This window comes from Streptococcus sp. A34, from assembly GCF_043674115.1.
In the GTDB taxonomy this organism is placed as follows: domain Bacteria; phylum Bacillota; class Bacilli; order Lactobacillales; family Streptococcaceae; genus Streptococcus; species Streptococcus suis_V.
In genome coordinates this window covers 1-26,299 of sequence record NZ_JBIMJM010000011.1, presented here as the reverse complement: position 1 = coordinate 26,299, position 26,299 = coordinate 1, and the positions used below count along the sequence as shown (strand labels likewise).

General features: G+C 43.1%; 25 protein-coding genes. 3 read left to right on the top strand and 22 right to left on the bottom strand.

Features of this window, described 5'->3' with window-relative positions; all coding sequences use genetic code 11:
- Positions 1 to 10: 10 nt before the first annotated feature.
- Together ACHBGV_RS04645 and uvrC are read right to left on the bottom strand one after the other, a co-directional pair.
- The gene (locus tag ACHBGV_RS04645; protein WP_105122511.1) at positions 11 to 139 is read right to left on the bottom strand and encodes a DUF4044 domain-containing protein; all 129 of its coding nucleotides are present in this window, start codon (positions 137 to 139) and stop codon (positions 11 to 13) included.
- Positions 140 to 194: 55 nt separating this feature from the next.
- Entirely contained in the window at positions 195 to 1,973 is a 1,779-nt protein-coding gene (gene uvrC / locus ACHBGV_RS04640; RefSeq protein WP_394735740.1) for an excinuclease ABC subunit UvrC, read from the bottom strand.
- 144 nt (positions 1,974 to 2,117) lie between these two features.
- On the opposite strand from uvrC, the gene ACHBGV_RS04635 reads away from it, so the two are divergent.
- Positions 2,118 to 2,861: an ABC transporter ATP-binding protein gene (locus ACHBGV_RS04635; RefSeq protein WP_105161306.1), complete on the top strand. Its 744-nt coding sequence runs from the start codon at positions 2,118 to 2,120 to the stop codon at positions 2,859 to 2,861.
- Entirely contained in the window at positions 2,858 to 4,462 is a 1,605-nt protein-coding gene (locus ACHBGV_RS04630; RefSeq protein WP_394735739.1) for a permease, read from the top strand. Before ACHBGV_RS04635 ends, ACHBGV_RS04630 begins: the two co-directional genes overlap by 4 nt.
- 47 nt (positions 4,463 to 4,509) lie before the next feature.
- Here the strand turns inward: ACHBGV_RS04630 and ACHBGV_RS04625 are convergent, their stop codons facing one another.
- The 8 genes from ACHBGV_RS04625 to ACHBGV_RS04590 form a co-directional block, all read right to left on the bottom strand.
- Positions 4,510 to 5,298 carry an enoyl-CoA hydratase-related protein gene (locus ACHBGV_RS04625; RefSeq protein WP_172023347.1) on the bottom strand — a complete coding sequence of 263 codons (789 nt, stop codon included), beginning with the start codon at positions 5,296 to 5,298 and terminating at the stop codon, positions 4,510 to 4,512.
- A 162-nt stretch (positions 5,299 to 5,460) separates the two neighbouring features.
- The gene (locus ACHBGV_RS04620) at positions 5,461 to 6,666 is read right to left on the bottom strand and encodes an acyl-CoA dehydrogenase family protein (RefSeq protein ID WP_394735738.1); all 1,206 of its coding nucleotides are present in this window, start codon (positions 6,664 to 6,666) and stop codon (positions 5,461 to 5,463) included.
- 15 nt (positions 6,667 to 6,681) lie between these two features.
- Positions 6,682 to 7,467 carry an enoyl-CoA hydratase/isomerase family protein gene (locus tag ACHBGV_RS04615; RefSeq protein ID WP_105161303.1) on the bottom strand — a complete coding sequence of 262 codons (786 nt, stop codon included), beginning with the start codon at positions 7,465 to 7,467 and terminating at the stop codon, positions 6,682 to 6,684.
- A 13-nt stretch (positions 7,468 to 7,480) separates the two neighbouring features.
- On the bottom strand, positions 7,481 to 8,707 hold the full coding sequence (locus ACHBGV_RS04610) for a CaiB/BaiF CoA-transferase family protein (protein WP_105122726.1): 1,227 nt from the start codon (positions 8,705 to 8,707) through the stop codon (positions 7,481 to 7,483).
- Between the two features lie 101 nt (positions 8,708 to 8,808).
- Complete coding sequence (locus ACHBGV_RS04605) at positions 8,809 to 10,116, bottom strand: hypothetical protein (protein ID WP_394735737.1); 1,308 nt, start codon at positions 10,114 to 10,116, stop codon at positions 8,809 to 8,811.
- A gap of 21 nt (positions 10,117 to 10,137) precedes the next feature.
- Complete coding sequence (locus tag ACHBGV_RS04600) at positions 10,138 to 11,313, bottom strand: thiolase family protein (protein ID WP_394735736.1); 1,176 nt, start codon at positions 11,311 to 11,313, stop codon at positions 10,138 to 10,140.
- A 40-nt stretch (positions 11,314 to 11,353) separates the two neighbouring features.
- Positions 11,354 to 12,214: a 3-hydroxyacyl-CoA dehydrogenase family protein gene (locus ACHBGV_RS04595; RefSeq protein WP_202850082.1), complete on the bottom strand. Its 861-nt coding sequence runs from the start codon at positions 12,212 to 12,214 to the stop codon at positions 11,354 to 11,356.
- Positions 12,215 to 12,293: 79 nt separating this feature from the next.
- A complete protein-coding gene (locus tag ACHBGV_RS04590) occupies positions 12,294 to 13,451 on the bottom strand; it encodes a GntP family permease (RefSeq protein WP_105122723.1) in 1,158 nt (385 codons plus the stop codon).
- Positions 13,452 to 13,835: 384 nt separating this feature from the next.
- Between ACHBGV_RS04590 and ACHBGV_RS04585 the strand changes: the two genes are divergently transcribed.
- Positions 13,836 to 14,774, top strand: a complete 939-nt coding sequence (locus ACHBGV_RS04585) for a LysR family transcriptional regulator (protein WP_394735735.1) — start codon at positions 13,836 to 13,838, stop codon at positions 14,772 to 14,774.
- Between the two features lie 59 nt (positions 14,775 to 14,833).
- On the opposite strand, the gene ACHBGV_RS04580 is transcribed toward ACHBGV_RS04585, so the two are convergent.
- The 12 genes from ACHBGV_RS04580 to lepA all read right to left on the bottom strand — a co-directional run bounded on the left by ACHBGV_RS04580 (position 14,834) and on the right by lepA (position 25,932).
- Positions 14,834 to 15,283 carry a VOC family protein gene (locus ACHBGV_RS04580; RefSeq protein ID WP_394735734.1) on the bottom strand — a complete coding sequence of 150 codons (450 nt, stop codon included), beginning with the start codon at positions 15,281 to 15,283 and terminating at the stop codon, positions 14,834 to 14,836.
- Between the two features lie 229 nt (positions 15,284 to 15,512).
- Entirely contained in the window at positions 15,513 to 16,292 is a 780-nt protein-coding gene (gene ldcB, locus ACHBGV_RS04575; protein ID WP_394735751.1) for an LD-carboxypeptidase LdcB/DacB, read from the bottom strand.
- An 11-nt stretch (positions 16,293 to 16,303) separates the two neighbouring features.
- Positions 16,304 to 17,890, bottom strand: coding sequence for a hypothetical protein (locus tag ACHBGV_RS04570; RefSeq protein ID WP_105110822.1), 1,587 nt, complete (start codon positions 17,888 to 17,890; stop codon positions 16,304 to 16,306).
- Positions 17,891 to 17,908: 18 nt separating this feature from the next.
- Complete coding sequence (locus tag ACHBGV_RS04565; protein ID WP_394735733.1) at positions 17,909 to 18,928, bottom strand: DUF6574 domain-containing protein; 1,020 nt, start codon at positions 18,926 to 18,928, stop codon at positions 17,909 to 17,911.
- A gap of 148 nt (positions 18,929 to 19,076) precedes the next feature.
- Entirely contained in the window at positions 19,077 to 19,760 is a 684-nt protein-coding gene (locus tag ACHBGV_RS04560; RefSeq protein WP_172023363.1) for a YjjG family noncanonical pyrimidine nucleotidase, read from the bottom strand.
- Between the two features lie 282 nt (positions 19,761 to 20,042).
- On the bottom strand, positions 20,043 to 20,885 hold the full coding sequence (locus tag ACHBGV_RS04555) for an aldo/keto reductase (RefSeq protein WP_394732990.1): 843 nt from the start codon (positions 20,883 to 20,885) through the stop codon (positions 20,043 to 20,045).
- Positions 20,886 to 20,983: 98 nt separating this feature from the next.
- Positions 20,984 to 21,322 carry a MerR family transcriptional regulator gene (locus ACHBGV_RS04550; protein WP_394735732.1) on the bottom strand — a complete coding sequence of 113 codons (339 nt, stop codon included), beginning with the start codon at positions 21,320 to 21,322 and terminating at the stop codon, positions 20,984 to 20,986.
- A 111-nt stretch (positions 21,323 to 21,433) separates the two neighbouring features.
- The gene (locus ACHBGV_RS04545) at positions 21,434 to 22,471 is read right to left on the bottom strand and encodes an NADH:flavin oxidoreductase/NADH oxidase (RefSeq protein ID WP_257117621.1); all 1,038 of its coding nucleotides are present in this window, start codon (positions 22,469 to 22,471) and stop codon (positions 21,434 to 21,436) included.
- Positions 22,472 to 22,582: 111 nt separating this feature from the next.
- Complete coding sequence (locus ACHBGV_RS04540; protein WP_394735750.1) at positions 22,583 to 22,837, bottom strand: zinc ribbon domain-containing protein; 255 nt, start codon at positions 22,835 to 22,837, stop codon at positions 22,583 to 22,585.
- 43 nt (positions 22,838 to 22,880) lie between these two features.
- Positions 22,881 to 23,369 carry a YkgJ family cysteine cluster protein gene (locus ACHBGV_RS04535; protein WP_105110808.1) on the bottom strand — a complete coding sequence of 163 codons (489 nt, stop codon included), beginning with the start codon at positions 23,367 to 23,369 and terminating at the stop codon, positions 22,881 to 22,883.
- A gap of 21 nt (positions 23,370 to 23,390) precedes the next feature.
- On the bottom strand, positions 23,391 to 24,050 hold the full coding sequence (locus tag ACHBGV_RS04530) for a Maf family protein (protein ID WP_394735731.1): 660 nt from the start codon (positions 24,048 to 24,050) through the stop codon (positions 23,391 to 23,393).
- Positions 24,051 to 24,099: 49 nt separating this feature from the next.
- Positions 24,100 to 25,932 (bottom strand): translation elongation factor 4, encoded by a 1,833-nt coding sequence (lepA, locus tag ACHBGV_RS04525; protein ID WP_394735730.1) that lies wholly within the window; start codon positions 25,930 to 25,932, stop codon positions 24,100 to 24,102.
- Positions 25,933 to 26,299 lie beyond the last annotated feature (367 nt).

Sequence of the window (26,299 nt, the reverse complement as noted above, 5' to 3'; positions counted from 1 at the left end):
AAAGCGCCTTTTAGTTCATTAGTGCATTGATTGCAGGGAAAATTAAACCAGCGATCGTGGCAATCACCATAATAATAACAATCAATAATGTAAAGCGTTCAAATAAAGTTTTCTTGTGTTTTTCTTCTCCAAAAGCCATTGCTTTCTCCTTCTACAGTCATTATCCTTTATTTTACCATAAAATGGCAGAGCGTTCAATTTTCATTGTTCAACTTCTCCTTGACCTTCTCTGCTACCTTATAAGGCACACCTGCTTCGGCGATTTCTTGTAAGTTTGCTGCTTGGATATTGCCAATGGATTTGAAATGTTTCATCAGAGCCTGCTTGCGCTTTGGCCCTAAGCCCTCAATACCATCCAATTTTGATGAGAAAGAATTTTTCGAACGAACCTGACGATGAAACTCAATGGCAAAGCGGTGAACCTCATCCTGAATGCGTTGCAAGAGGAAAAATTCTTGCGAGTTACGAGGCAGTTCAACCACTTCAAGCGGATTTCCAAACAGCAATTCGTGGGTCTGGTGCTTGTCATTCTTCTGCAAACCTGCAATGGGAATGGACATGCCCAACTCCTGCTCGATGACCTGCTTGGCGACATTGACCTGCCCCTGACCACCGTCAATGATAATCAAATCAGGCGGTGTCAAACCGTCTCGCAAGACCCGACTGTACCGCCGCTGCAAAACTTCTCGCATGGAGGCATAATCGTCTGGTCCCTCCACCGTCTTAATCTTATACTTGCGGTATTCTTTTTTATTGGGAACCCCATTTTCAAAGACCACCATAGCCGACACAGGACTGGTCCCCATAATGTTGGAGTTATCGAAAGCCTCAATCCGCACAGGCGTCGGAAGCCCCAAAAGCTGACCGATATTCTCCACTGCACCGTAGGTCTTCTCCAGATTTTTCTCCAAAAGATTAAACTTCTGCTCCAGACTGACACGCGCATTTTTCGTCGCCAAATTCACCAGCTGCTTCTTCTCACCACGCTGGGGCTTGATGACCTTTGTGGCGACCAAAGCTTCGACTGCTTCTTGGTCGATGTCCTGCGGTATCAAAACCTCAGACGGTATTAAATGTTGCTGGTCCCTGTAAAACTGACCGATGTAGGTCAAAAAATCTTCGTCCGAATCATTATAGTAAGGAAAGAGATTGACATTCCGCTCAATCAGTTTTCCCTGCCGAACAAAGAAAACCTGTACACACATCCAGCCCTTGTCTACATAGTAGCCAAAGACATCACGGTTTTGCAGGTCATGGGCCATGACCCGTTGCTTGGTCCGCAAGGTGGCAATGGATTGGAGGAGATCACGGTATTCCGCAGCACGCTCGAATTCCAGATTGCCAGCCGCCACCTTCATCTTTTCCTGCAAATCAGTGACAATCTTATCATCATGCCCTGTCAAGAACTGGGCAACTTCTTTTGCCATTTTATCATAGTCAGACAGGCTGGGCAGTTTTTCCCCATGAGCCAAACATTGCCCCAAATGATAATAGAGACAGAACTGATTTTCAGGTAATTTACACTTGCGAAATGGATAGAGTCGATCCAACAACTTGAGGGTCTGATTGGCAGCTCCGACATCAGGATAGGGACCAAAATATTGACCGCCATCCTTTTTTATCTGCCGTGTAATCATCAGCCGTGGATGACGTTCCTTGGTAATCTTGATAAATGGATAAGACTTATCATCCTTGAGCATGATGTTATAGCGAGGCTTGTTTTCTTGTATCAGATTGATTTCCAGCAGGAGCGCCTCAATATTGGAATCGGTCACGATGAACTCGAAGTCGGCAATTTCCGCTACGAGAGCCTCTGTCTTGGTATCATGGGCACCACGAAAATAAGACCGAACCCGATTGCGTAGATTTTTGGCCTTGCCCACATAGATAATCTTTCCGTATCTGTTTTTATGGAGATAGCAACCCGGACTATCCGGCAGCAGCTCCAACTTGTGTTTAATGGTATCGTTCATAGGTCTAGTATAGCAGTTTTGATCAAAAATTTCATAAAGAAAAAATGTGATTTTTTTACATTTTCCCTCTAGAAACCCTTGTTTTTGTCCTAAGACAGTAGTATAATAAGTCTATATATCATTTGAACGATTAAGGAGGAACTTATGATTACATTCGACCACATTACTAAGGCTTACGGTGACAATCTTGCCTTGGATGACTTGAATTTGACCATTGAATCGGGTGAGATTTTTGGGCTGATTGGCCACAACGGTGCCGGAAAAACCACGACCATTAGCCTGCTGACCTCCATTATTGAGGCGACGGAAGGTCATATTTTGGTGGACAATCTCACTCTGGCTGAGCATCGGGATGAGATTAAAAAGCGGATTGCCTACGTTCCAGACTCGCCAGATATCTTCCTCAATCTGACAGCATTTGAATACTGGCACTTCCTCGGCAAGGTCTATGATGTGCCGAAGGAGGACGTAGACCAGCGTATCGGGACCCTGTCAACTCTTTTCGACATGACCGCCCGCCAGCATGAACCTATCGATAGTTTCTCCCACGGTATGCGGCAGAAAACCATTATTATCGGCGCTCTGATACCCAATCCAGATATTTGGATTTTGGATGAGCCCTTGACTGGACTGGATCCGCAAGCCTCCTTTGACCTCAAGCAGATGATGAAGGAACATGCCAGAGGTGGCAATACGGTTCTCTTTTCAACGCACGTTTTGTCCGTTGCTGAGCAACTGTGTGACCGCATTGGCATTCTGAGAAAGGGTCGTCTGATTTTCGTAGGTAGCCTGGAAGAATTAAAATCCCAGTATCCTGATAAGGACCTGGAAACTATCTACCTGGAATTGGCTGGCCGCCAGCAGGAAAAGGTAGGTGAGGAGGCATGAACAAGTCTGTCATCTGGGAATTGGTGAAAATCAATATCCTCAACTCCAATCCGCAATTGCTGGCCCAGGTCAAGAAAAAGCAAAGCAAGCGCAAGGATGCCTCCTTTTCAGCCTACAAGAGTATCCTCTGGCAACAGGGATTTATGGTAGTGGGCTTTGCCGTCCTCTACACTGTCTTTTTCCTTGGAATTGACTATAGTCGCTCGGTTGGTTTCTTCTCCATGCAGCTGGGAATCTTTACGGTCATGGCTATCCTTTATGGATTTACAGGATTTTTCTCCGTCTTCTATGACAGCAAGGACACCAAACTCTATCTGGCCCTACCTGTCAAAGCCAGTGAGGTTTTTGTAGCCAAGGTTCTGTCGGCTCAAGGAATGGTTCTGCCCTTCCTCATGCCCAACCTGACTCTACTGGGTGTGACCTATTATCAAATCGGAGGACTGACCCTGCTGCCACTTGCCCTGCTTTCCTTTTCCATCCTCTGGCTCCTGGTCAATGTGATCAACCTAATCATGGTACATTTTATCGGAACTATTCTGACAAAAAGTCCTCGTAAGACCTTGATTTCAACCATCTTGACAACTGGAGCGTCCCTGATTTCTGTTGGGGCCATGATGTACATCCAAAGCCAACAAGTACGGTCGTTTGATACAGATGGCTTTGTGGAATTTCCGACCATTCCTGTTTTTGTTGGTTTCCACTATCTAGTCAGCAAGACCTTGTCGCTGGATACGCTCCTACATTTTGCTCTTCCAATCTTGGTCATGTTAGGTCTGATTTACTATGCGACCAAGACAGTTATTCCTAATTATTTCAATCAAATGCTGGTCATTGATACCATTTCCAGCAAGAAGAGCAGGAAAAAATCTGGCAAACTTCCTAGCAATCTCAAGCAGGCCCTGGTTAAACACCACCTGGCTACACTTAACGACAGCAATCTCCTGGTTCAATCCTTCCTGCAGCCAATTATCATGGGTGTGGCCCTCTTTCCAAGTTTCTCACAATTTATGGATGGTGATTCCTTTAGTCAATTCGGAGTAGATTATTTCGGTATTTTTCTGCTGGCTGGAGCTATTCTGGGCAGTATGTTTGCAGGGGCTACAACCTTTATTGGTGTGGCCATGTCGCTGGAAAAGGAAAATTATCACTTTATCAAGACACTACCTATCAACTTTAAGCAGTTTACTATTCAGAAATTCTGGGTTATCTCGGCAGTCCAATTTCTGCCACCAGCCTTGCTCTATTTAGTCCTGGCAATCGCATTGCTCAAGGTAAACCCAATTTTGGCCCTCGCCTTTACAATTGGTAACCTAGTAACAGCAATTTTAGTTGGACAGATTTTCTATTGGCGGGATCAGCGACTCCTCATGCTTAACTGGCAAAATTCTAATCAGCTCTTCGGTCGCGGCGCTGGCCAGTGGTTGATTGCAGGCTCAATTTTTGCAACCATGATTCTGGGAACCATTCTCTTTGTGATTGCAACAATCCTGACGAACACTATCGGTCCAATCTATGTTAGCTCAGGGATATTCACACTCGTTCTGGTCTTAGCTGCTAGCTTGCAGTATTACCTCTTTAAGGTCTACTGGAAGAAATTATGATATAAAAGTAAAGAGTTTGGAAAACAGTTCCAAACTCTTTTTCTTGTTTAATTGACTCTTGTAAAATCTGGTTTTTCCTTGCGTAAAAAGGCTCCTACTGCTTCAAACAGGGCCTGTTCCTTAGAAGACAAATGGGTCTGCATAGCTTCTAATTCGAGAGCAGCTTCCAAATCAGGATAGAAGAATCGATTGAGCCAATCTTTTTGAATTGAAAGGACTTTAAGAGGCGTATTCAATAGGAAGTTAGCAAAATCTAGTGCTTCTTTATCCAAATGCTCATCATCTACAGATTTAGTGATAATTCCTAAATCCATAGCTTCTTCTGCACGGATAATCTGATTCGTTGTAAAATATTGAAATAGTTTTGATGGTCCTATTTGTTTGCCCAAGAGATAAAATAGCCCATTATCTCCGGGTAAACCGATACCATTAAAGGCTGGAACTAACTTGGTTTTCTTTCCAATGATACGGTAGTCACAAGCCATCGCTAGCCCAAATCCTGCTCCAGCCGCTGAACCTTGTACGACAGCAATAACAGGCTTAGGATTATTACGGATTGCCATAACTAGTCGACCAGGATTCAGAGTGTGATTCAAGTCAAACGGCTCCCGAGTCTCAAGTAGCTTATTAAATTTGTTTATGTCACCTCCACCGGAAAAAATTTTTCCATTTGCGCGTAAGATGATGATTTTCACTCTTTCATCGTCTGCTAAATTATGAAATGTTTGGATTGTCTCTTCAAACATTGTTTTATCAAATGAATTACCGAATTCCGGCCGATTCAGCGAGATTGTCGCAATAGAATCATGAATGTCTAATTCTATAGTTTTATACATATTTTAACCTTTCTAACCTAATATTATATAAACAGGAGGCTGGCAGAACCAACCTCCGACTAGTTATTGATTTAGAAAAATGGTAGTTAGTGATGAAGAGGTAGACCAATAACTAGACTTTGTAAATGAAGGAGAAATATAATTGGTATCTAGTTGATAGGATTAGTTGAAGGCAGCTTCGCCTGTCAGTGAACGTCCGACAATCAAAGAGTTCATTTCATGCGTACCTTCGTAAGTATAGATTGCTTCAGCGTCTGCAAAGAAGCGGGCAATATCGTAATCAGCTACAATACCATTACCACCGCAAGCTGAACGACCAAGTGCAACAGCTTCGCGCAACATTTCAGCATTATTCAATTTACCGATAGAGGTTGCCACTTCATTGTAATCACCTTTTTCTTGCAGGCGAACAATCGATGCACAAAGTGCCATTGCTGTCGTAAGGTTGGATTTCATCTTAGCTAGCTTTTGTTGAGTCAATTGAAATTGAGACAACTTCTTGCCAAATTGCGCGCGACCATTGACATATTTCAAGGTAGCTTCTAGGGCACCCGCAATTGCACCCGTCGCCATGAAGGATACTCCAGCTCTAGTCGTATAAAGAATACGAGCGATATCTTTGAATGAATTGATTTTTTGTAGACGTTCACTCTCTTCCACCACAACATCTGTCAAAGTAATATCGCAGTTTGGTACAATGCGCAAGGCAATTTTATTTTGGATGACAGAAACTTCTACACCTGGTTGGTCTCTGCGAACAATAAAGGCTTTTGGCTTACCAGTCTCAATATCACGCGCATAGACTGGAATGACATCAGCCACATTAGCACCACCAATCCAGCGTTTAGCACCATTGATAATCCACTTGTCTCCCTCGCGACGAGCAGTTGTTTGCAATCCCCAAGCAACATCAGAACCATGGTCAGGCTCTGTGAGGGCAAAACAGGTTCTCAGTTCATGGTTGGCCAATTTCTTAATATATTTTTCTTTTTGGGCATCGTCTCCACCGTAAAGGAATGAGTAGAAACCAAGCCCTGAGTGAACACCGTTTAGCGTTGCAAGGGATGGGTCGAAACGGGCCATCGTATAGGCGAAGAAGAATTGGAAGATGAGACTTGGAGTATCTGCACCCTCGCGGCCTTCATACAATAGTGGACTATATTTGTATTCCAGTGTTCCCATATCTTCGAAAAATCCTTCTGGTACTGTACAATTCGACCAATGGGTATTCAAATCCTTACGGTATTTAGACTCCAAGAGTTCATAAAGGTTTTCCAAAATTGTCAGTTCACCTTCACTCAAATCTTCTGAGATGCGCAATACATCTTCTGGAAATAGTTTTTTTAACCGTTCTTCTTTAGTTGCCATAGTGATTACTCCTTTTTATTCTGATTTAAATTCTGCTTTACGTTTTTCAAGAAAGGCATTGATACCTTCAACCTTATCATTGGTATCAAGTAGGACAGAGAAAGCTAAATTTTCAAATAACAAGCCTGAATGAATATCCACATCATTTGCGGAGTTGATGACACGTTTAGCCAGCATAACCGCAATTGGTCCCTTAGCCGTTACCCGTTTTGCTACTTTTTCAGCTACAGTCAATAATTCTGCAGGATCAGCTACTTGCATAATCAATCCACTTGCCACACCTTCTTCGGCTGAAAGAATTCGCCCTCCCAAAATAACCTGTTTTGCAATCGATTCATTGGTCAAGCGCACCAATTTTTGTGTACCACCAGCACCTGGTAAAAGTCCCAAGTTAGTTTCTGGCAAACCGAGCAAGGCAGTTGTAGAAGCAATGCGGATATCACAGAACATTGACAATTCTAAACCTCCACCAAAGGCATAGCCATTGATGGCTGCAATGAAGACTAGGCGTGAATTTTGCATTCCCAATAAGAAGTCGCGAGCAAAGGATGAAAGATTTTCCTTCCCTTTTTTAACCAAGAGATTTTTTACATCTGCACCTGCTGCAAAGGCCTTATCCCCTGCCCCTGTCAAGATGACAGCACGAATGTCTTCTTGATTATTGAGATAATCTACAGTTGCTTTTAGCTCTCTCCAAACTTCTGTAGACAAGGCATTCATAGCCTCTGGACGATTGATAGTCACAATAGCTGTATTGCCTTTTTCTTCCAATAGTAAATATTCTAATTGTGGTTTAGACATAGTTCTTACCCTCCTAAAGTGTTACATTTGAATCAATAAAGGCTTTGAATTCTTCGTCAGAATATCCCAAAGCTTTCAGTATTTCTTCTGAATCACGACCAATCCGACCAGTCGGTTGATAAGAATCAAAGGTATCATATTCTGAGAATGATACTGGAAGATTAGGCATAACAGCTGTATTTCCCGATTCAAAGGTAACTTCACGAAGATAATTATTAGCCCAGGCTTGTTCATCTTTAGAAACATCTGCATTGTGTTTCAATACTTCGTAAACAATATCTGCCTCATCAAATAAAGCAGTCCATTCAGCCATTGTCTTGGTTCTAAAGACTTGATAAAGTTTTTCCATCAATTCCTTCAGGGTATCCGGATGAGCTTGCAAGATGGCAATCGTCTCTGTATCTGGATGCTCTGCGTACTCATCTAATCCTAGCAAACGGTAGAAGCCAGGGGCCTGACGTTCATAATTACCGAGGGTAATGATAACCCACTGATCGTCTGAAGATTGATAGATATGATTCGTAGGGGAACCTGGGGCCATTTTATGTTTTGGATACTCTGCGCCATACCGCTCTTGTGTGGCCACAACACCTGTAGCATTGTACCAAATACCTGTACCGTACAAGGAAGATGTTAAGAATGTTCCTTTGCCACTAACAGTTCTTCCATACAAAGCACCCATGATTCCCAGGGCGATAACAGATGCGACCGTTGAATCTCCAAAGCCACCTAAAGGCTTAATAGGAAAGTCGCCTTTTGAGCCCCAGTCAACCATTGCACCCGTTCTTGCCCAGAAGGCTGCCATATCAAAACCTGGTCTGCTTGCTGCTGGCCCTTCATAACCATATCCTGTGAAATGAGCATAAATAATCTTTTCATTGACTGCTTTTACTGTTTCATAAGAAATGTTCATTTTCTCAAGAGATTTCAAACGAACATTCGTAATGAAAACATCTGCTTCTTTAATCAAATCAAATAGAATTTTCAGACCTTCCTTGGTTTTCAAATTCAAAGCCAAGAGTTTTTTGTTTGCGTTTTGAACGGTAAAAAGTGGGTTTTCATCATCAGCTTTTGGTGTTCGGAAACCTGGACCTGTGTGACGCCAATCATCTCCTTGCAAACCCTCAATTTTGATAACTTCTGCACCCCAGTCAGCCAGCCATCTGGTTGCCGTAGGAACGGCTATAAACGTTCCTAATTCAACGACTTTTATACCCTCTAAAGGTTTTTTCAAACTCATTATATGTACTCCTTTCAATACATTTTTTATCCTGTCGAATGTAGAAATATAGACAGACCTTTACAATCACATGCCAATCTTTTTTCAATTGTTATTTAACATCAGACAAATATTCCTAATTTGATAAGTATCATTGCGACGATAATAGAGATAACACCACCCAGAAGCCCTGTCCTAAGGTAGACTACAATCCCTTTGCGATATTCTAATTTTGCTAATTCCATGGCATTATTTACACCTGGCGAATGAGCCGAAATAGATGTAGATGCCGCTATGGCCATAAGACGATGGGAAGTTGCTGCTGTCAGACCAGCTTGCTCAGTAAACATAGTATTTACCTCTGCACCAAAAGAGTTGATAGCACCTGCTCCTGTTGCTGTAATAAAGGATACTAGCGAGATTAGAAGCACACCCTTTGTCATTGGAGAAAAGGTATCCAAGCCAGCAGTTACCAAGGCAAATCCAGGAACAACTTTGATAACTGAACCTATAGCTGACGTTGCAGCGACACCAAAAATTGGTGCGTAGGCGGACGATAGAGCTCCTGTAATTGTCTTATCCAAGGCTTTATAACGCTTGAAGAAAAGAATGACACAAAGGATACAGCCAGCTGTAATCGAATACAGTACATCAACTTTAAGGAAACCCGCCAAAGCAATCATGACAACAATTGGAAGAATTGACAACAATACAGAAGGTAAATCTTCATCCGCACTGCTATTTCCAAGTCCTGCATAGAAATTAGCACCCGTTTCATCAAATCCTTCACCACGCTTCTCCGCAACTTTTAAATCATAAACGATAAAGAAAGCTTGATAGGCATAGAAAACTAGTGCACAGATTAGGGAAAGTCCCATACCAGCTGTAATAGGCTGACCTGTAAATTGAGAGGGTGTAATATTGGTCAATTGGAGAGACCCACCGATAAAGAGAGCGCCAATAACAGCCGATCCACCATTGGTATAAAGCCTCCAAGGAATATTAAATTTCTTGAACAGTTCTGCCGATACGTCAATGACCGTATAGACAATGACTAAGCCTGAAACTCCAACATAGGATAGGATGGCATACATAACAGGTACAAATGCAACTGCCCAGAACTTTTGATTCTTCTTCAATTTAGAGATAGCTCTGTAGATGCCCATAGCGATAGACTTTGATGCTCCACCGTCATTGAGCAAACGACCAAAAATGGCACCAGCGGCAAAAATAAGAAAGAAGTTTTGAATAAAGGAAGCAAACCCTGGTGCCCAGGCAGTTTTGAGCAATTCCAACATAGGTAAGCCTGATGTCAGAATAATGATAAAAGCGGAGAGTAGTGCTGATAGTACTAGATTAAATCCTTTCACACATAAGAAAATGAAGAATCCAATCCCAAACAGCATTCCGATAAGACTGATTAGTTCCATAGCACACACACTTTCTAGAAACTAGGTCTCATCTTCGATTAGTTCAATCAGACCAGCAGCGCCCATTCCGCCACCGATACACATGGTAATCAATCCAAGTTTGCCTTTTGTTCGTTTCAATTCTGAAATTGTTTTTGAAATCAAGATAGCACCTGTTGCACCAAGTGGGTGACCAAGGGCGATTGCTCCACCATTTGGATTGACCTTAGCTGGATCAAAGCCCAGAGTATCGATGATTGGAAGGGCTTGAGCCGCGAAGGCTTCGTTCAATTCAATAACATCAATATCGTCTACTTTGACATCCAAGCGATTTAACAAACGTGGTACTGCCTCTATTGGCCCAATTCCCATGATATTTGGATCCACCCCTGCAACATTGAAACCAAGGAATTTGGCAACCGGTTTAATGTTTAATTCCTCTGCCCGCTTACGAGACATAAGAACTACAAATCCTGCACCGTCTGAAACTTGCGATGCCTGTCCAGCTGTTACAGTACCATTTTCTTTAAAGACAGGATTCAAAGCACCTAAAGCTTCCATGGTCGAACCATAACGAATACCTTGGTCATCTTTGAATTCAAACTCATTGCCCTCTAGGTCATTTCCAATCACTGGGATAATTTCGTCAACAAACTTACCAGCTTTTTGAGCAGCCTCTGCACGGTGGTGACTTTCAACAGCGAAAGCATCCATTTGTTCACGGGTCACACCATATTTTTCTGCTACATTTTCTGCTGTAATTCCCATTGGCGTATAAAGACCAGGTTCATTATCTGAAATCCATTGATCACGGGTAGCAGGATTACCTGCCATTGGCAGTTTGGACATGGATTCCACACCACCAGCTACTACTACATCTGCTTCACCGGACCAAATCATATTTGCTGCTGTAGAAACCGATTGTAGACCTGATGAACAGAAACGGTTAATTGTTTGAGCAGATACACTGTACGGTAAGCCAGCTCTCAGAGCAATGAGACGAGCGATGTTGTTCCCTTGTTCCGCTTCTGGTTTAGCTGTTCCGACAACAACGTCATAGATTTCTTCCTTTGGAAGATTCGGTACTTTTGCTAACACCCCTTCCAAAACCTTGCCGGCAAAATCAACCGGATGTTGTAGGCGCAAGAAACCCTTCTTACCTGCTTTAGCAACAGCTGAGCGACCATAGGCAACAATCACTACTTCTTGTTGAGACATGAATATGTTCCTCCATTTTTATAATATATTTTTTTAAATTTTATTTCGTATATTTATAGAAACCTTCGCCTGTTTTACGGCCCCATTTTTTCTCGTTGTACATTTTCTCCAACAACTCAATACCTGGACGACGCTCTCCAGTTTCATCTTGCTGACGTTTGGCAGCTAGATAGGCTAGGTCAATACCGGTCAAGTCCATCAAGCGGAATGGGCCCATCGGATAATTGAGACCTTTTTCGACAGCTGTATCAATATCTTGATATGATGCGATGCCTTCATCATAGAGTTCCATGGCTTTACGAGAAACAGCACGGAGTACTGAGTTCGCTAAGAATCCATCATTTTCTTTCATAACAAAGACAGGGTCCTTACCAGTATTGCGGGCAAAATCCATCAATCGTTCAACAGTTTCCATAGAAGTGTGTTCGCCTTTGACTACTTCAACCAATTTCATTACTAAAGCTGGATTAAAGTAATGGAAATTAGCCAACAATTCTGGTTCTCTAACAGCATCTTTGAACAAGGAAGACACCATGAAACTAGAGTTTGTAGCAAGAATAGTACCTGGTTTTACCAATTCAGTCACTTCTTTGAAGAAATCAAACTTAATCTGGCGATCCTCAATAATGGCTTCAATAACTAAATCTACATCTTCTACTGCTAATTTTATATCTGGTTCAAAGAATAAAACTTTATTGACATCATCGATATGCTCTTGAGTTAACTTCCCTTTGGCAATGCGTCCATTAAGATAATCGACTGTCCACTCTTTTGCTTTTTCTAAAGCTTCTTCATTCTTATCATTCAAAAAGACTGTATAGCCATAGAGGGCTGAATTCAGGGCAATTTGACGCCCCATTAAGCCTGAACCGATGACAGCAACACGTTTAATTTCACTCATTTTTATTTTCCTCCTAAAGATTGGAAGGTATTTTCACACCCTTCAAGTTTCTCTGTATGTCTAAATAATTTGGTAAAAGTTACCATATACCCATTTGATAAAGCATTGCACCAACAAAGGCACAAATAATTGGAATCACAACTGATGTTACAAAGGTATTTAGATAAGATTCCTTGTGAGTCAAGCGCATAACAGCTAAGGAATTGATAACAACTCCGTTATGCGGTAAAGAATCTAGGCCACCAGCAGAGACAACTGCTAGGCGATGAATGACCGGAGCCGGGATTCCCTGATCAAGAAAGCGCTGACCAAAGACCTGCAAGCCAACTCCCAATCCACCTGCTGATGATCCGGTAATTGCGGAAGCAATGTTAACTGCGATGACCAACTGGACTACAGGCGGACCAGGAATCTTATCCAGACCGGAAATGATGTACTGAAAGGCCGGTAGAGCCGCCACCACTGTACCAAAACCAACCACTGAACAAGTAGCTCCTACTGCATTCAAAGTGTTTGTGGTCGCTTTTTGAATAGTAGCAAAAATTCCTTTCAAGTGCTTGTAGAACAGCAGGTAAGTCACTGTAATAGTAATGAGTAGACTAATAGGTGGCGAGAATTTCAAGATATTCATAAAAAGGAACAAGACAATCGAAGGCAAGAAACAAAGCCATAATGGAATATTAGGAATATCTGTCTCAGTTTTGATATCTGACTCTGCAATCCTATAACCAGTCTTATAAAATCCTTCTCCCCTTTTTTGAGCCTGCCTCAAACGAAATTCGATATAGCCGACACCCATTATCAAAGCCAAGACGGCAAGAATTAAGCCAAGTATAGGGGCGGCCATGGTCGTAGTCCCCAGATACTCCGTAGGCATAATATTTTGAATCGAGGGTGTTCCAGGTATCATCGACATAGTAATAACTCCAGCAGCTAATCCATTACATGTGTACATGTGCCAAGGGATATCTAGCTCTTGAAATATTTCCTTAGAAATAGCCACCATTGTAAAGACCAAGACATAGACCGAGATGCCACCATATGATAAGGTCGATGAAATAAAAATCAGGGTCAAAATTGCAACTAGTTGCTCCTTACCTGGAAATTTCCGAGCAAATCCTGCAAAAGTATAAGCAATCACTTTTGCTGCTCCAGAATCTCCCATCATCTGACCAAATACTGCTGAGAAGAAGAAAATGAGCCAGTTTCGCTGAGCAAAATTTGCAAAGCCAGTCATATAATTTTCCTGTATCAGCTCGTTTATATTTCCGCCAGATAAAAGAATCATCGGCAACATACTGATAATACTTAGAAAAAGTATTGGAAAGCCCTTATAAGCAAGGTAAATAAGAAGACTTAACGATAGGAGAACCCCTATCAGACTGATAAGTCCAGGATCCATTGATTTCCTCCATGTTCTAAAAAAATAAGTTTATACCTTTTTATAATTGTTAGTTTGTGAATTATTAAATTATTGGAAGCGCTTCATTTACTTTATAGACAAATTATAATACGATATAGTAACTTTGTGAAATGCCAAAACAGAATGCTTTCCATAACAAAATCATTATGGTAAAATGTTAATATAATTTAAAACAATTAAAAAAATGGAGGTGTATAAATGTCGAGTATTTCTAAAAAAAGCATCATTGAAGCCATCATTTCCTTAGGAAGCATCACAGCTGCTGCCGAATCACTCTATGTAACACAGCCCTATATTTCGAGAATATTAAAAGAAATTGAAGAGGAGTTAGGAGCTAAACTATTTGAACGCCGCTATCGCGAAATGAAATTAACTCAGGCTGGTGAAATTTATTTAGCCTTCTTAGAAAAAGTGGACGTACTTCACAGCGTTATGTTGGATCAATTATCCTCTATTGCCAAAGAAAAAAAGGGACTGTTGCGTATCGGCATCAACCCCATGTTATCTCCTATTTTTCTACCAGCTATTTATCCTATCGTTACAAATACAATGGACAAGGTAGAATTTAAATTCGTTGAAAATACTTCAAAAGTCCTTCTAAATATGCTAAATGAAGGCGATTTAGACCTCCTATTTGGTATCGGAAATGAGGACAGCAACTTTGAAACAATCCACGTTTTTGACTCCAGCATGTGTCTCATCGCTTCCGAATCATCCTCTCTCTTCCAACCAACTAGACAGCGCGAGCTACTAAAAAATTCATTGGATATGAAACAACTTCATAACTTGCCTGTCATATTATTGAATGAACACTATGTTTTTAGAAAAATTATTGATACTGCGTATTTTCAAGAAAATATATCAATCAATTGTATCCATGAAACCTCAAATACGTACACAGCAATTGGCATGGTCAAAAAAGGAATTGGGAATATGTTTCTACCAAAGGTTGTAACTATACCTAGTAACTTTAACAAATGCAGCATTTATGAAATTGCTGAGCCATCCTTCACTATTGAATTTGTCTTTTATCGAAACCCAACTATCCAATCACCGTCCTACCTTGATGAGTTTATTGAGCAAGCTGGCAGGACTCTACATGAACATTATACTCAACCAGTTATGGTTAATCGCTAGTTATTGATAATATATAAACCAAAAAAGTTCGGAACATTTGCTCCGAACTTTTTGTGTGTTTAGTTTTCTTCTGCGTAGTATTCCGCCCCATAGCCTTCAACTTCTGCGTTGAATTGCCACGTGATGCCGAATTTGTCCGTAACATTTCCGTAGGCTGGTGACCATGGCACTGCCTGCAACTCCATGTTGATGGCTTTAGCATCTACTGACAATTTGTCGTAGAAATCCTTAGCTGTTTCAGCATCATCAGTGATAAGGGCAACGGTGATGTTGTCGCCTGCTGAGTAAGGCATTTCTGGGTTGTTATCAGAAAGCATGAAACGTTGACCGTTTGGCAAGCGGAATTGTGCATTCATCACATGATTTTCCAATTCAGCTGGACAATCTGGCAAGAAATCCTTGAACAAATTTACTTGCTCAACTGTTGCACCGAGGGAGTTTTTGTAAAATTCGATGGCTTCCAATCCGTTACCATTGGTTACCAAATATACTTCCATTGCTTTAAACATTATGTTCCTCCAATTATCGTCATATGGTTTATCTTTTATTACTTCGTTAACTCGTCTTGCCTAACTTCAGTTATGCCTGCGACTATTGACGCAGAATACATCTGCTGTATCATTATACCCTTCAACAGTCTCCCAGACTGTTGATGCAAGTACTAAAAGTAAACTAAACGACTTTATAAGATCAACCATCATATCACATCTGATTTGTATGGTCAAGTACTTTTTTCTATTATTGATAACCGCCGCCAGCAACGCCGAAATACTCTTCCAGGGTCAGGCCAGAATTGTAAATGTCAGTCGCTTCTTGGCCAATATAACGCAGGTGCCAGGCTTCAGCCATGTAGCCTGTGATGGCTTCTTTTCCAGGCTGATACCGAACGATAAAGCCATAGTTGTGGGCGTTTTTAGCTACCCAGTTGGCTGCGGTCGGCTCTTCTAAGAGATTGCCAGCGCTGTCCATTAGGTCAAATGCTAAGCCTGTCTGATGCTCACTATAGCCTGGACGGGCTGAATAGGTATCGGCAGCAACCTGACCATCACGATTGACATAGGACTGATAGAGCCCAGCCTGGGTCTCGTAAGAACGGAAACCACTATAGGAATGCGATACAGCGAATCCTTGTGCCTGCATGTCTGCAATCAGGCTCTGGAAGGCTGCCAAAGCTTGCGGGTCCTCACCTGGAGCGTAGGAAGCTGCCAGAGGATGCTTTTTATTGGCAATGACAACTTGCCCGTATTTCCCTTGGACACTGTAATAAGAGCCGTTGTAGTTTGCATCTGTAGCAATGGTCTCCTCGGCCTGTTCAGACGACGAACTAGCATCGCTATTGTTTTCTGACCCTTCAGCAGTTTCGCTGGTTTCTGATGACACTTCAGTCTTGGTTTGCGCTGTCTTACTTGAATGACTGGTGTCATTTGATTTACTTGATTCTACCTTGCTTTCTGATTGGCCGCATGCTGTTAAGAGCAGAGCGGAGAGCAAGAGAAAACTCAAGTTTTTTTTATTCATCATTATTTGCCTCACGTTTCACTTACTCCATAAATCAAGAACGAATCACCATTTTGTCTCAGATTAAAGACTTGTTTTTTCGTCAAGGTACTCGATTTACCATTGAGATAAACTTCTCTAAATTGATTATGAACGGTCACGACATAATTGTCACCATCTTTCTTGACATCCGTCACAGTATAATCAATCGTCGTTTGGTAATCAATATTGGCTCTGGCAACACCGCCACCCTCAATATAGTTTACATATATACGATATACCTCACTTGAGGTATCGAAATATCTGTCAAACTGAACGGTACGGTGGGTAATAGAAGACCGCATTGACTCGATATAGTCATTCATGAAGGTCTGGATTTTTTCCTTGGTTTCCTGCTCCTCTTTGGCCTGAGCTTCCTTGCTTTCCTTAGCTTTTTGAGCGTCCGTTAACTTCTTGCTTTCCTCAGAAGACATGGTCAAATCCGCATAAATTTCGCCAACTGCTGGATCGACCAGAACCTTGGTAGATTCCGTTGTAAATGTTGCGCCCTCAAAATTAAAGCTAACCTTCAAATCAAGATGTTGATTGTCTAGAACTTCAACGCTGTCTGACAGTGATTTGGCAATTTCCTTATCACCAGAGAAGACCTTGATGTCCTTGATAGAGCCGTTATCGACCGGCAGGTGTAGGTTGAGCGTTTTCTGAACAGGTGATAAAGTCATGACAATCCTGTTTTCTTCAGCTTGGCTGAGATTCGGCTGCAAGCTGGTTTCAAAGTCTCCAGATTTGGTTTTGCCCTTAGCCTTGAATTCTTTATTGGCAAAATGATGTTCACCCAAAGACGTTTCTTTGTTGGCTTCAATCTTTTGATCATCAATAGATAATTCAGACAGGTCACTATTGACAAGAATTTCAACCGGATAACTGGTCACTTGGTATTCTGGAAAAAGACCTAATTTACGTCCTTTTTCACGTAATCCGAGCAACTTATTTCCACGTTGGTCGTTAAAAGTATTTTTTCCGCCAGATGCTTCAATGGCATCTAGCTCACTCTTGATATCGACGCCTTCAGAGTTCAAATATTGGATAAAATCCTTAGCCTCTGACTTGGACCACTTGTCATCATTAGAAGATAGGAGGGTCGCAATCTGGTCGTAATCATTGCTGTCAACTGCTGTTTGGAATTCATCAACAGCGATGTCCATTCCAGTCACAGAATCCATATAGTAGTAGCCCGCGCCGAGTGCAAGTAGGGCCACTGCACCCAAGCCAAAGAGAATCTTCTTTTTCTTGCTCTGTGGCTTGGTTTGATAAGTGGTAAAGACAGGTTGTTCCACAAGGACCTGCTCCACCTCTTGAACAGGCTGGGCTGGCGCTACAGGTACTACTTCCGCTACTGGCTGTACAGGCTGGGCTGTTTGAACTGCTTCTGCTACAGTCTCTGCACCATTCTCAGCCACATTTTCTGCAGCTACTTGTTGGTCGCTGTCCAATCCTGCTATGGCCTTGATTTGCTTTAAGTCAAAGTCAACTTCCTTGGCCTTAACAAATTCAGCAGGGGTTGGCTTTCTACCAACAACCTTTTCAAATAAATCGATCCATTTTTCTTTCGTTGCCATATTTCAACTCCTATTTGATTAAAAGAGGCTTGACCAGAACATTTGTCCTACGATAGAGGCTGCAATAATTCCTGATACAAAGATAATCAGACCATTTACCAAAATAGCAATAAAGTAGCGATACAAGGAGTCCATCTGTGATGTATTAGTAAAGTTAGCAAGGGCATAGACGCTGGCTGAACCCACGGCAAAGAGGGCTAAAGAGGTCGCAACACCAACCAGAGAGAAAATTCCCAAAACAGCTGACAAGGCCGCAATTGCATAAAGCAATACGTTTACCGCAAACAAACGACCATAATATTCAAGAGTGTAGGCAAATGTATACTGCTGTTCTTTGTAGATAAAGCGTTTCACCACAAATCCTGCCAGGACAATTGAAAAAATAATCAGAGCAATTCCGATAAAGGTCTTAAACAAGATATCCAGTCCAACACTTACTGCAGGTGCGGAAGAACCATAAGCATCGTAGCCATTAACGCCCTCAAACAGACTACCGAGTTCTGAAGTCAGACTATTTGTAAAGCTATTGACACTGTTTGCCGCCTTAACCATTGGGAAATAAATTGTCAGGGCTGCGAAAAAGGCGATGAGCAAGAGAGAGGTCAAACCGTTGTATTTGTGGGTATGGCTGGCAATTGAAGTTGGTTTCTTCCAAGCAGACACAATCCACTCTCTAAACTGCTTGAAGAAGAGACCGAATGCTGATGGTGCAGCTGGTGCTTGTTGTAAGGCCTGCGGATTTACCTGCTGTACCGTTGGCTGTGGCTGTGCTTGTTGCGCTTGAGCATTGGTTTGCTGAGCGAAGGCTTGAGCTGGTTCCTGAACTGGTTGCTGGGCAGGAATGTCTTCTGGAGCTGAAACAGGCTCTACAGTGGACTCTGCATCAACTTTTTCTTCTTGAACAACTTCTTCTGTAGGTACATTTTGAAGGTCATCCTCTTCAAATTCTCCAGCGACAAGAGCAGCTTCAATCTCATGAGCTTCTGGCGAACGACCATTGATAGCTTCAAAATATTCAATCCAATCAATCTTTTTCATATTATTTCTCCTTTTGTTTTGATAGATTGTGCAGAATACACTACTCTAGTATAGCATATTTATTTCATTTTTAAAACTATTTATACAATATTGTTACAAGAATTTTAAGATTTGAAAAAATGAAAAAAGCAAGCAATGGTCTCGCTGCTTATAAGATATCTATTAATTGCTGGTAGTTGCTGATTGTGTAGGTTGGTTTGAGATGGCTTGTATTTTCTAGGCCAGCTGGATTGTACCAGACTGTATCCATGCCAGCGTTGATACCGCCTTGGATGTCTGCCGTCAGGCTGTCGCCAATCATGAGCGCTCTGAACAGGTCAAAACCGGTAATCTGCTCTGCTATTTTTTCATAAAAATCAAGCTCCGGCTTCTGGGTCCCCATCTGCTCAGAGATAAATACTTGCTTGAAATAGCTGCCAATGGGTGAGTGTTTGAGACGATTTTCCTGGATGTAGGTGATGCCGTTGGTCGCGCCATAAATCTGGTAGCCACGCTCCGTCAAGTTCTCAAGCAAATCATCCGCTCCCTCAAAAATCTGTCCTTGACGACCGATAAATTCTTGGTAACGAAGGGCCAACTCAGCTCCGTCTTCCTGCCGTCCGAAATGGGCAAAGGCCCGCGAAAATCGAGTATTGACCAGCTCCTTCTTGGTAATCAAACCCTTTTCCAAGTCCTTCCACATACCCTGATTGAGCGGACGATAGACATCTTTAAAGGCCTGAATGTCCTCCACTTTCATAAATTCCAGAAACTGAGTGAGGGCAATCTCCTCACCAGTCGCAAAATCCAACAAAGTATGGTCAAGGTCGAAAAGTAGAAATTTGTAGGTCACGATGTTTTTCCTTTCAGAGGCGAATTATTTTATCAAAGGTTAATGAAACTATTATACCATATCTTTAATATCAAATTTGGGATAGACGAGATTAGGCACACTTACCGCGATACTTACAGGAAATCTACAACATATTTGGCACAATTATTTCCTCACTCAAGTAAATTTTTAATGGTTCCTAATGTATTCCAAAAATAGGTCAGTCACGCGCATTCTCCTTGGATTGGTCTACAGACCGTGCTCGCACAAAAAACAGCCAACTTTCGTCAGCTGTTGAGTTTCTTAAAAATTCACATTGTCTGGATCAGATTGGACGCTGACGCCTTCAACACTATCCAAGGTCGCCACATCATCTGCCGACAATTCAAAGTCAAAGATGTTCAAATTGCTTTCAATATTGGCTGGTGTGACAGATTTTGGTAGAGGCAAGAATCCTTTTTGCAGGCTCCAACGTAATGCCACTTGGGCAACAGATTTGCCAGTCTTTTCAGCAATTTCTTGCACTACTTTATTCTTGAAGATGCTGCCTGTTCCCAGTGGACTATAGGCTTCAAGAAGAATGTCGTGCTCACGGCAGAAGGCTGCTAATTCTTCCTGCGTGCAACCCGGTGCCAAGAGAACTTGGTTGACCTGTGGCTTGATTTCAGCTGTTTCAAACAAGGCTTCCAGGTGATGGATCATAAAATTGGATACACCGATAGCGCGGACCTTGCCTGCCTTGTAGGCTTCCTCCATGGCCTTCCAGGCACCAGCATTTCCAGCCTTCCAGGCATCATTCTCACGGAGCGCCTTTGGATTTGGCCAGTGAATCAAGAGCAAGTCAAGATAGTCAACGCCCAATTTTTCCAGCGATTCCTCGATCGACGCCTTAGCAAGCTCATAATCGTGCTTGTCGTTCCAGACCTTTGTCGTCAGGAAAATATCCTCACGCGCCAGGTCACTATCTGCGATGGCACGACCAACACTGCGCTCATTTCCATAAATCTGCGCCGTATCGACATGCGTGTAGCCAACCTTGAGGGCGTGCGCCACACTCTTGTAGGCATCATCGCCTTCTTTAATCTGCCAAGTACCAAAACCAATCTTTGGAATCTTGACACCATTTGAAAGTGTATAGTTTTCCATGTTTCCTCCTTTTTGAAACACTAGGACTCTGCGTCCTTTCTTCGTATATCGTAGTAGGCATCTGTCCGCTCATTTGCCGAAATTCCCTGAGCTTCTAGCTAGGCTAACTGCTGATGGATCTCGATTTTCTTGACCAGATAGGCATGGGTCTCCTGCAAGGCCGCAATCTGAGCCTCCAGCTGGGCCTGCGTTTTCTTGAGCAAGTCCGACGACAGGGCATGATTGTGGAACTCTGCCAAAATCTTCTGGATATCCTCCAAGGGCATTCCCACACGGCGATAGTGGACAATGGCCTTGAGCCGGTCAATGCTCCGCTCATCAAACTGACGGATACCCCGCTCATTTCTAGGAATCTCCACCATTCCCTCTTTCTCATAAAAACGGATGGTAGGCGCTGAAATCCCCAGCAACTCCGAAATTTCTTTAATCGTGGACATAGCTGCCTACATCACTATTGTATCAACTTAAACCTACTTTAAGTCAAGTCTGAGGTTTATTTTTTTTGAAAAATAGCCTGTGAACTCAACTGTATCATTCCCAGCAAGCCCCTACTTGACCTGACCACGTTGGTAAGAGGCATTGTAGACTTGAAAATCATGGTCGTGCAGGACCTCGGCCGCCTCTGCCAACCAATTGACATTACGAATGAGACCACGACCGACTTGGATCAAATCAGCCTGGCCATTTTGCAAGATATATTCGCCCAACTCTGGACTATTAAGAAAGCCAACAGCTGTAACTGGAATACTGACAGCTTCTTTGATTTTGGCAGAAAAACCAGCCTGATAACCACCATAGATTGGAATATTTGGTCGCGTATCCATGACACCGCCAGTTGAGATATCCAAGCAAGCCACGCCCAGTTCTTCCAACCATTTGGCAATTTGTTGGTAATCTTGGAGTGTATTTTGCTGGCCAGTCTCATCGTAGGCGGTCACTGACAAGCGCACCCAAACTGGACCAGTAAAGACAGCTTTCACACCTTCAATAATTTCTTTCAAGAAACGGAATCGATTTTCTAGACTACCACCGTAGGCATCCGTCCGTTGATTGGTCAAGGGTTCCAGAAATTGATTGACCAAATAGCCATGCGCCCCGTGAATTTCAATCATATCGTATCCAGCCTGAGCTGCACGCGCCGCAGCCGCCACAAAAGCAGACTGAACACGCTCAATATCTTCAAGGGTCATTTCCTGCGGTACCTTGTAATCTTGGTTAAAGGCAAGAGCAGTCGGAGCAAGGGGCAGTTCCGCATCCTTGGCCTTACGGCCACCATGACTGAGCTGGATACCGACCTTACTTCCGAAAGCCTTCAATTCCGAAACTAATTTGGCTAGGGCCTGTGCCTGTTCATCTGTCCAAATACCCAAGTCATGCTTAGATAACCGACCATCTGGTTCTACAGCCGTCGCTTCTTGGATAATCAGGCCAACTCCGCCGATAGCACGCGCGCCATAGTGAGCATGATGGAAGGCCGTTGGCAACCCATCTTCAGCCTTGACTTCGTACATACACATAGGTGGCATGACCACACGATTTTTGAGCGACAAACCAGCAATCTCAACCGGTGACAATAATAATGACATAACTACCTCCTCTTACCTGAGCTCAACAAATACTATTATAGCACTAATTAGAATAAAAATCAGAATGTGAACACGACAGAAAAATCCTCTGACTATTGTCTGAGGACTCAACTAAACTTTCCAGCGTTTGGTTTTCTTGAGCATCATAGGATAGCTAGCCTTCATCAACCATTTGACTAAGGCATTTCCTTGACCATTTGAAATAGCAGTTTTGCCCTTAGCTAACATTTCTTCAAAACTGATGTCTGGCTCTACAAAACGACCGTTGACATAACAATAAGAGCAATAGATAGACGATTTCGTCCCATCTTTCTCACTTCCACGAACATCTAGGCCATGCAAATTCAAAGGCATAGCACAAGACACTGACAAAATTTTTCCATAGTATTTCCTTTCGGTGAATTCTTTCTTACACTCTCTCTTTCAACCGCTCTACAAAAAGATAGGCTGCTGGGCAAATGAGCGTATTTTTCAAGGTCAGATGGTTAATCTGATAGAAACGCTTTCGGTCGGTATGGGGAAAGGCTGCGCAGGCCTTGGGACGGGCGTCATAGACGTCACAGAGATTGTCAGGGCCCAGAAATGGACAGGGCATGGACTGGAAGACCTTGTCGCCATCCTCATCCACCCGCAGATAGGTGGACTCAAAGGTCGACAATTTCATCCGAAAGAGCTTGGCCATGCGGGTAATATCCGCCTCCGTCAAGTCTGGTCCTAAATCCTTGCAACAATTGGCACATTTGGTGCAGTCAATTTCTTGGAAGACCTCGTCGTGCAATTCCTTGACAATTTTATCTAAATTTTTCGGTGGCTTTTTCTTCAAGCTAGCCAAAAATTTGCGGTGCTCTCCCTGTTTTTGCAGGGCCAGCTGCCGGTACTTCTCAATATCTAAGCTCATAAACTTCCTTTTCTCAATGGTCTAAAGTGCTCTGCTATTTTCCAAAGCCTTTGTAGAAAAAATCCTACGGGAAACCTCAGCGACGGGCAGGCCAATGATGGTATGAATGTCACCTGAAATCCCGGCCACAAAGCGTGGGTCCAGCTCCTGAATACCGTAGGCACCAGCCTTGTCCAGGGGCTGCTTGTCATGGATGTAGGTCTGGATAGGCTCCTCAAGCGCTGGGTAATAGTCGACAAAGTCAATCTCTGCCACAGTGTAAAAGACATCCAATGAATCCACAGTGCGCAGGCAGACCGAGGTCACAACCTGATGGGTCTTGCCAAAATAAGAGCGCAACATGGCCTCAGCCTCCGCCAAATCAAGCGGTTTATTAAAAATTCGGTCGTCCGCCACCACAATGGTGTCCGCTGAAATGTAGAGCTTACCCGGCTCCAGAGGCAGGTCAGATTTGGCCTTGGAAATTTCACAACAGGTCTTGGCGGCCCGGGTCAGAAAATCATCCGCAGCGAATTCAGCCATAAACTGTTCTTCAATCCTGCGTTCATCAACTTCTACCGACTGGATTTCTGGCGCTAAAAATTGCAAAAGCTCTTTTCTGCGGGGCGAGTTGCTGAGCAGGACATAGGAGTCAATTTGTCCTGCTTGGCCTTGACTTTGGTAATCGAAAATTGTTTTCATTGTTCACCCTATAGGAAAGGGGCTAGGCATCTGCCCAGCCCTTCCTGACTTATTTTTTATCATCTTCATCCATGCTGAGGACGCTGAGGAAGGCCTCTTGTGGTACTTCGACAGAACCGATGGCTTTCATGCGTTTCTTACCGGCCTTTTGTTTTTCTAGGAGTTTGCGTTTACGGGAAACGTCACCACCGTAACACTTGGCCAAAACGTTTTTGCGGAGGGCCTTAATGTCGCTACGGGCCACGATTTTTTGACCGATAGCGGCTTGGATTGGCACCTCAAATTGTTGACGTGGAATGATTTTCTTGAGCTTGTCCACGATGATTTTCCCACGTTCGTAGGCAAATTCCTTGTGGACGATAAAGCTGAGGGCATCGACCTTGTCGCCATTGAGGAGAATATCCATTTTCACCAGTTTAGATGAGCGGTATTCAGAAATCTCGTAGTCAAAGCTCGCATAGCCGCGGGTTGAGGACTTAAGCTTGTCAAAGAAATCAAAGACAATTTCAGCCAGCGGGATTTGGTAAATGATATTGACACGATTGTCATCAATATAATCCATGGTCACGAAGTCGCCACGCTTGCGCTGGGCCAATTCCATCACCGCACCGACATATTCCTGCGGTACCATGATTTGTGCCTTGACGTAAGGCTCTTCGATAGTGGCGATCTTGGTTGGGTCTGGAAACTCAGATGGGTTGGCCACATCGATCGACTCACCGTCTGTCATATTGACATGGTAAACCACCGACGGCGCTGTCATGATCAGGTCAATGTTGAATTCCCGCTCAATCCGTTCTTGGATAACATCCATGTGCAGCAGTCCCAAGAAACCACAGCGGAAACCAAATCCAAGGGCCTGCGAAGTTTCAGGCTCAAATTGCAGACTCGCATCATTGAGCTGGAGTTTTTCCAAGGCCTCACGCAAGTCATTGTACTTGTTGGAATCAATCGGATAGATACCAGCAAAGACCATTGGGTTCATCTGTTTGTAGCCAGCCAAGGGTTCAGAGGCAGGATTGTCAGCTAAGGTCACCGTATCACCGACACGGGTATCCGCAACCGTCTTGATGGAGGCCGCAATATAACCTACGTCACCCGTTGCCAGGTAGTCACGCCCCATGGCTTTGGGTGTGAAAATTCCCACTTCTGTCACGTCAAAGGTCTTGCCATTGGACATCATTTGAATGGTGTCGCCGGGCTTGACCACACCATTGACAATGCGGACCTGCAAAATAACACCGCGGTATGGGTCGTAAACAGAGTCGAAAATCAATGCTTGAAGGGGCGCCTCGACATCACCAGTTGGTGCAGGCACTTTTTCAACGATTTGCTCAAGGATTTCCTCGATGCCAATACCCGCTTTTGCGGACGTCAAGACAGCCTCTGAGGCGTCCAGTCCGATTACATCTTCGATTTCATGACGGACACGTTCTGGGTCAGCCGCTGGCAAGTCAATCTTGTTGATAATGGGCAGGATTTCCAAATCATTGTCCAGGGCCAGATAAACGTTGGCCAAGGTCTGAGCCTCAATACCTTGAGCAGCATCGACCACCAAAATCGCACCTTCACAGGCTGCCAAAGACCGAGAAACTTCATAGGTAAAGTCAACGTGCCCCGGTGTGTCAATCAGGTGGAAGGTATAGGTCTCACCATCCTTGGCCTTGTAATTGAGCTGGACAGCATTGAGCTTGATGGTAATGCCACGCTCACGCTCCAAATCCATGCTGTCTAGGAGCTGGGCCTGCATTTCACGGCTAGAAACTGTCTCTGTTTTTTCCAAAATACGGTCAGCCAGCGTTGATTTCCCATGGTCAATATGGGCAATGATAGAGAAGTTACGAATCTTCTCCTGTCGTTTTTTCAAATCTTCTAAATTCATCATTCATCCTTTAAGGGTAATACTCTTCATTATATCAATTCATTATAGTTTTGGCAAGAAAGCTACTGTCTTCAAGCCTAAAGTACCAGCTTTGGCGAATAGCTCCGATATGCTCTAAAACAGGCAAAGAATAGAACATTTACTCAACTTCTGCTATTATTTCTTTGTGCTATGCTTGTTCATAACCCTACTCCTTTCTATTTTGGGTACAAGAAAAGCACTCGAATACTCGAATGCTTAATAAAGGCTCTATAATTTCTGTAGTGGGTAAATCCACTGTAGAGATTATGTAGCCTTTTTGAGTGTATACAAAAAATCCCATATGACCTATAATGAAAAGCAACCACACTCACATTAGAAAGACTCA

Coding starts and splice junctions, on each gene's coding strand:
- lepA (WP_394735730.1), bottom strand. CDS start 25,932: ATGAATTTAGAAGATTTGAAAAAACGACAGGAGAAGATTCGTAACTTC.
- ACHBGV_RS04580 (WP_394735734.1), bottom strand. CDS start 15,283: ATGTTTAAAGCAATGGAAGTATATTTGGTAACCAATGGTAACGGATTG.
- ACHBGV_RS04615 (WP_105161303.1), bottom strand. CDS start 7,467: ATGTCTAAACCACAATTAGAATATTTACTATTGGAAGAAAAAGGCAAT.
- ACHBGV_RS04555 (WP_394732990.1), bottom strand. CDS start 20,885: ATGGAAAACTATACACTTTCAAATGGTGTCAAGATTCCAAAGATTGGT.
- ACHBGV_RS04585 (WP_394735735.1), top strand. CDS start 13,836: ATGTCGAGTATTTCTAAAAAAAGCATCATTGAAGCCATCATTTCCTTA.
- ACHBGV_RS04595 (WP_202850082.1), bottom strand. CDS start 12,214: ATGAGTGAAATTAAACGTGTTGCTGTCATCGGTTCAGGCTTAATGGGG.
- ACHBGV_RS04550 (WP_394735732.1), bottom strand. CDS start 21,322: ATGTCCACGATTAAAGAAATTTCGGAGTTGCTGGGGATTTCAGCGCCT.
- ACHBGV_RS04645 (WP_105122511.1), bottom strand. CDS start 139: ATGGCTTTTGGAGAAGAAAAACACAAGAAAACTTTATTTGAACGCTTT.
- ACHBGV_RS04570 (WP_105110822.1), bottom strand. CDS start 17,890: ATGGCAACGAAAGAAAAATGGATCGATTTATTTGAAAAGGTTGTTGGT.
- ACHBGV_RS04590 (WP_105122723.1), bottom strand. CDS start 13,451: ATGACTGGCTTTGCAAATTTTGCTCAGCGAAACTGGCTCATTTTCTTC.
- ACHBGV_RS04610 (WP_105122726.1), bottom strand. CDS start 8,707: ATGAGTTTGAAAAAACCTTTAGAGGGTATAAAAGTCGTTGAATTAGGA.
- ACHBGV_RS04530 (WP_394735731.1), bottom strand. CDS start 24,050: ATGAAAACAATTTTCGATTACCAAAGTCAAGGCCAAGCAGGACAAATT.
- ACHBGV_RS04535 (WP_105110808.1), bottom strand. CDS start 23,369: ATGAGCTTAGATATTGAGAAGTACCGGCAGCTGGCCCTGCAAAAACAG.
- ACHBGV_RS04605 (WP_394735737.1), bottom strand. CDS start 10,116: ATGGAACTAATCAGTCTTATCGGAATGCTGTTTGGGATTGGATTCTTC.
- ACHBGV_RS04545 (WP_257117621.1), bottom strand. CDS start 22,471: ATGTCATTATTATTGTCACCGGTTGAGATTGCTGGTTTGTCGCTCAAA.
- ACHBGV_RS04600 (WP_394735736.1), bottom strand. CDS start 11,313: ATGTCTCAACAAGAAGTAGTGATTGTTGCCTATGGTCGCTCAGCTGTT.
- ACHBGV_RS04635 (WP_105161306.1), top strand. CDS start 2,118: ATGATTACATTCGACCACATTACTAAGGCTTACGGTGACAATCTTGCC.
- ACHBGV_RS04625 (WP_172023347.1), bottom strand. CDS start 5,298: ATGTATAAAACTATAGAATTAGACATTCATGATTCTATTGCGACAATC.
- uvrC (WP_394735740.1), bottom strand. CDS start 1,973: ATGAACGATACCATTAAACACAAGTTGGAGCTGCTGCCGGATAGTCCG.
- ACHBGV_RS04620 (WP_394735738.1), bottom strand. CDS start 6,666: ATGGCAACTAAAGAAGAACGGTTAAAAAAACTATTTCCAGAAGATGTA.
- ACHBGV_RS04630 (WP_394735739.1), top strand. CDS start 2,858: ATGAACAAGTCTGTCATCTGGGAATTGGTGAAAATCAATATCCTCAAC.
- ldcB (WP_394735751.1), bottom strand. CDS start 16,292: ATGAATAAAAAAAACTTGAGTTTTCTCTTGCTCTCCGCTCTGCTCTTA.
- ACHBGV_RS04565 (WP_394735733.1), bottom strand. CDS start 18,928: ATGAAAAAGATTGATTGGATTGAATATTTTGAAGCTATCAATGGTCGT.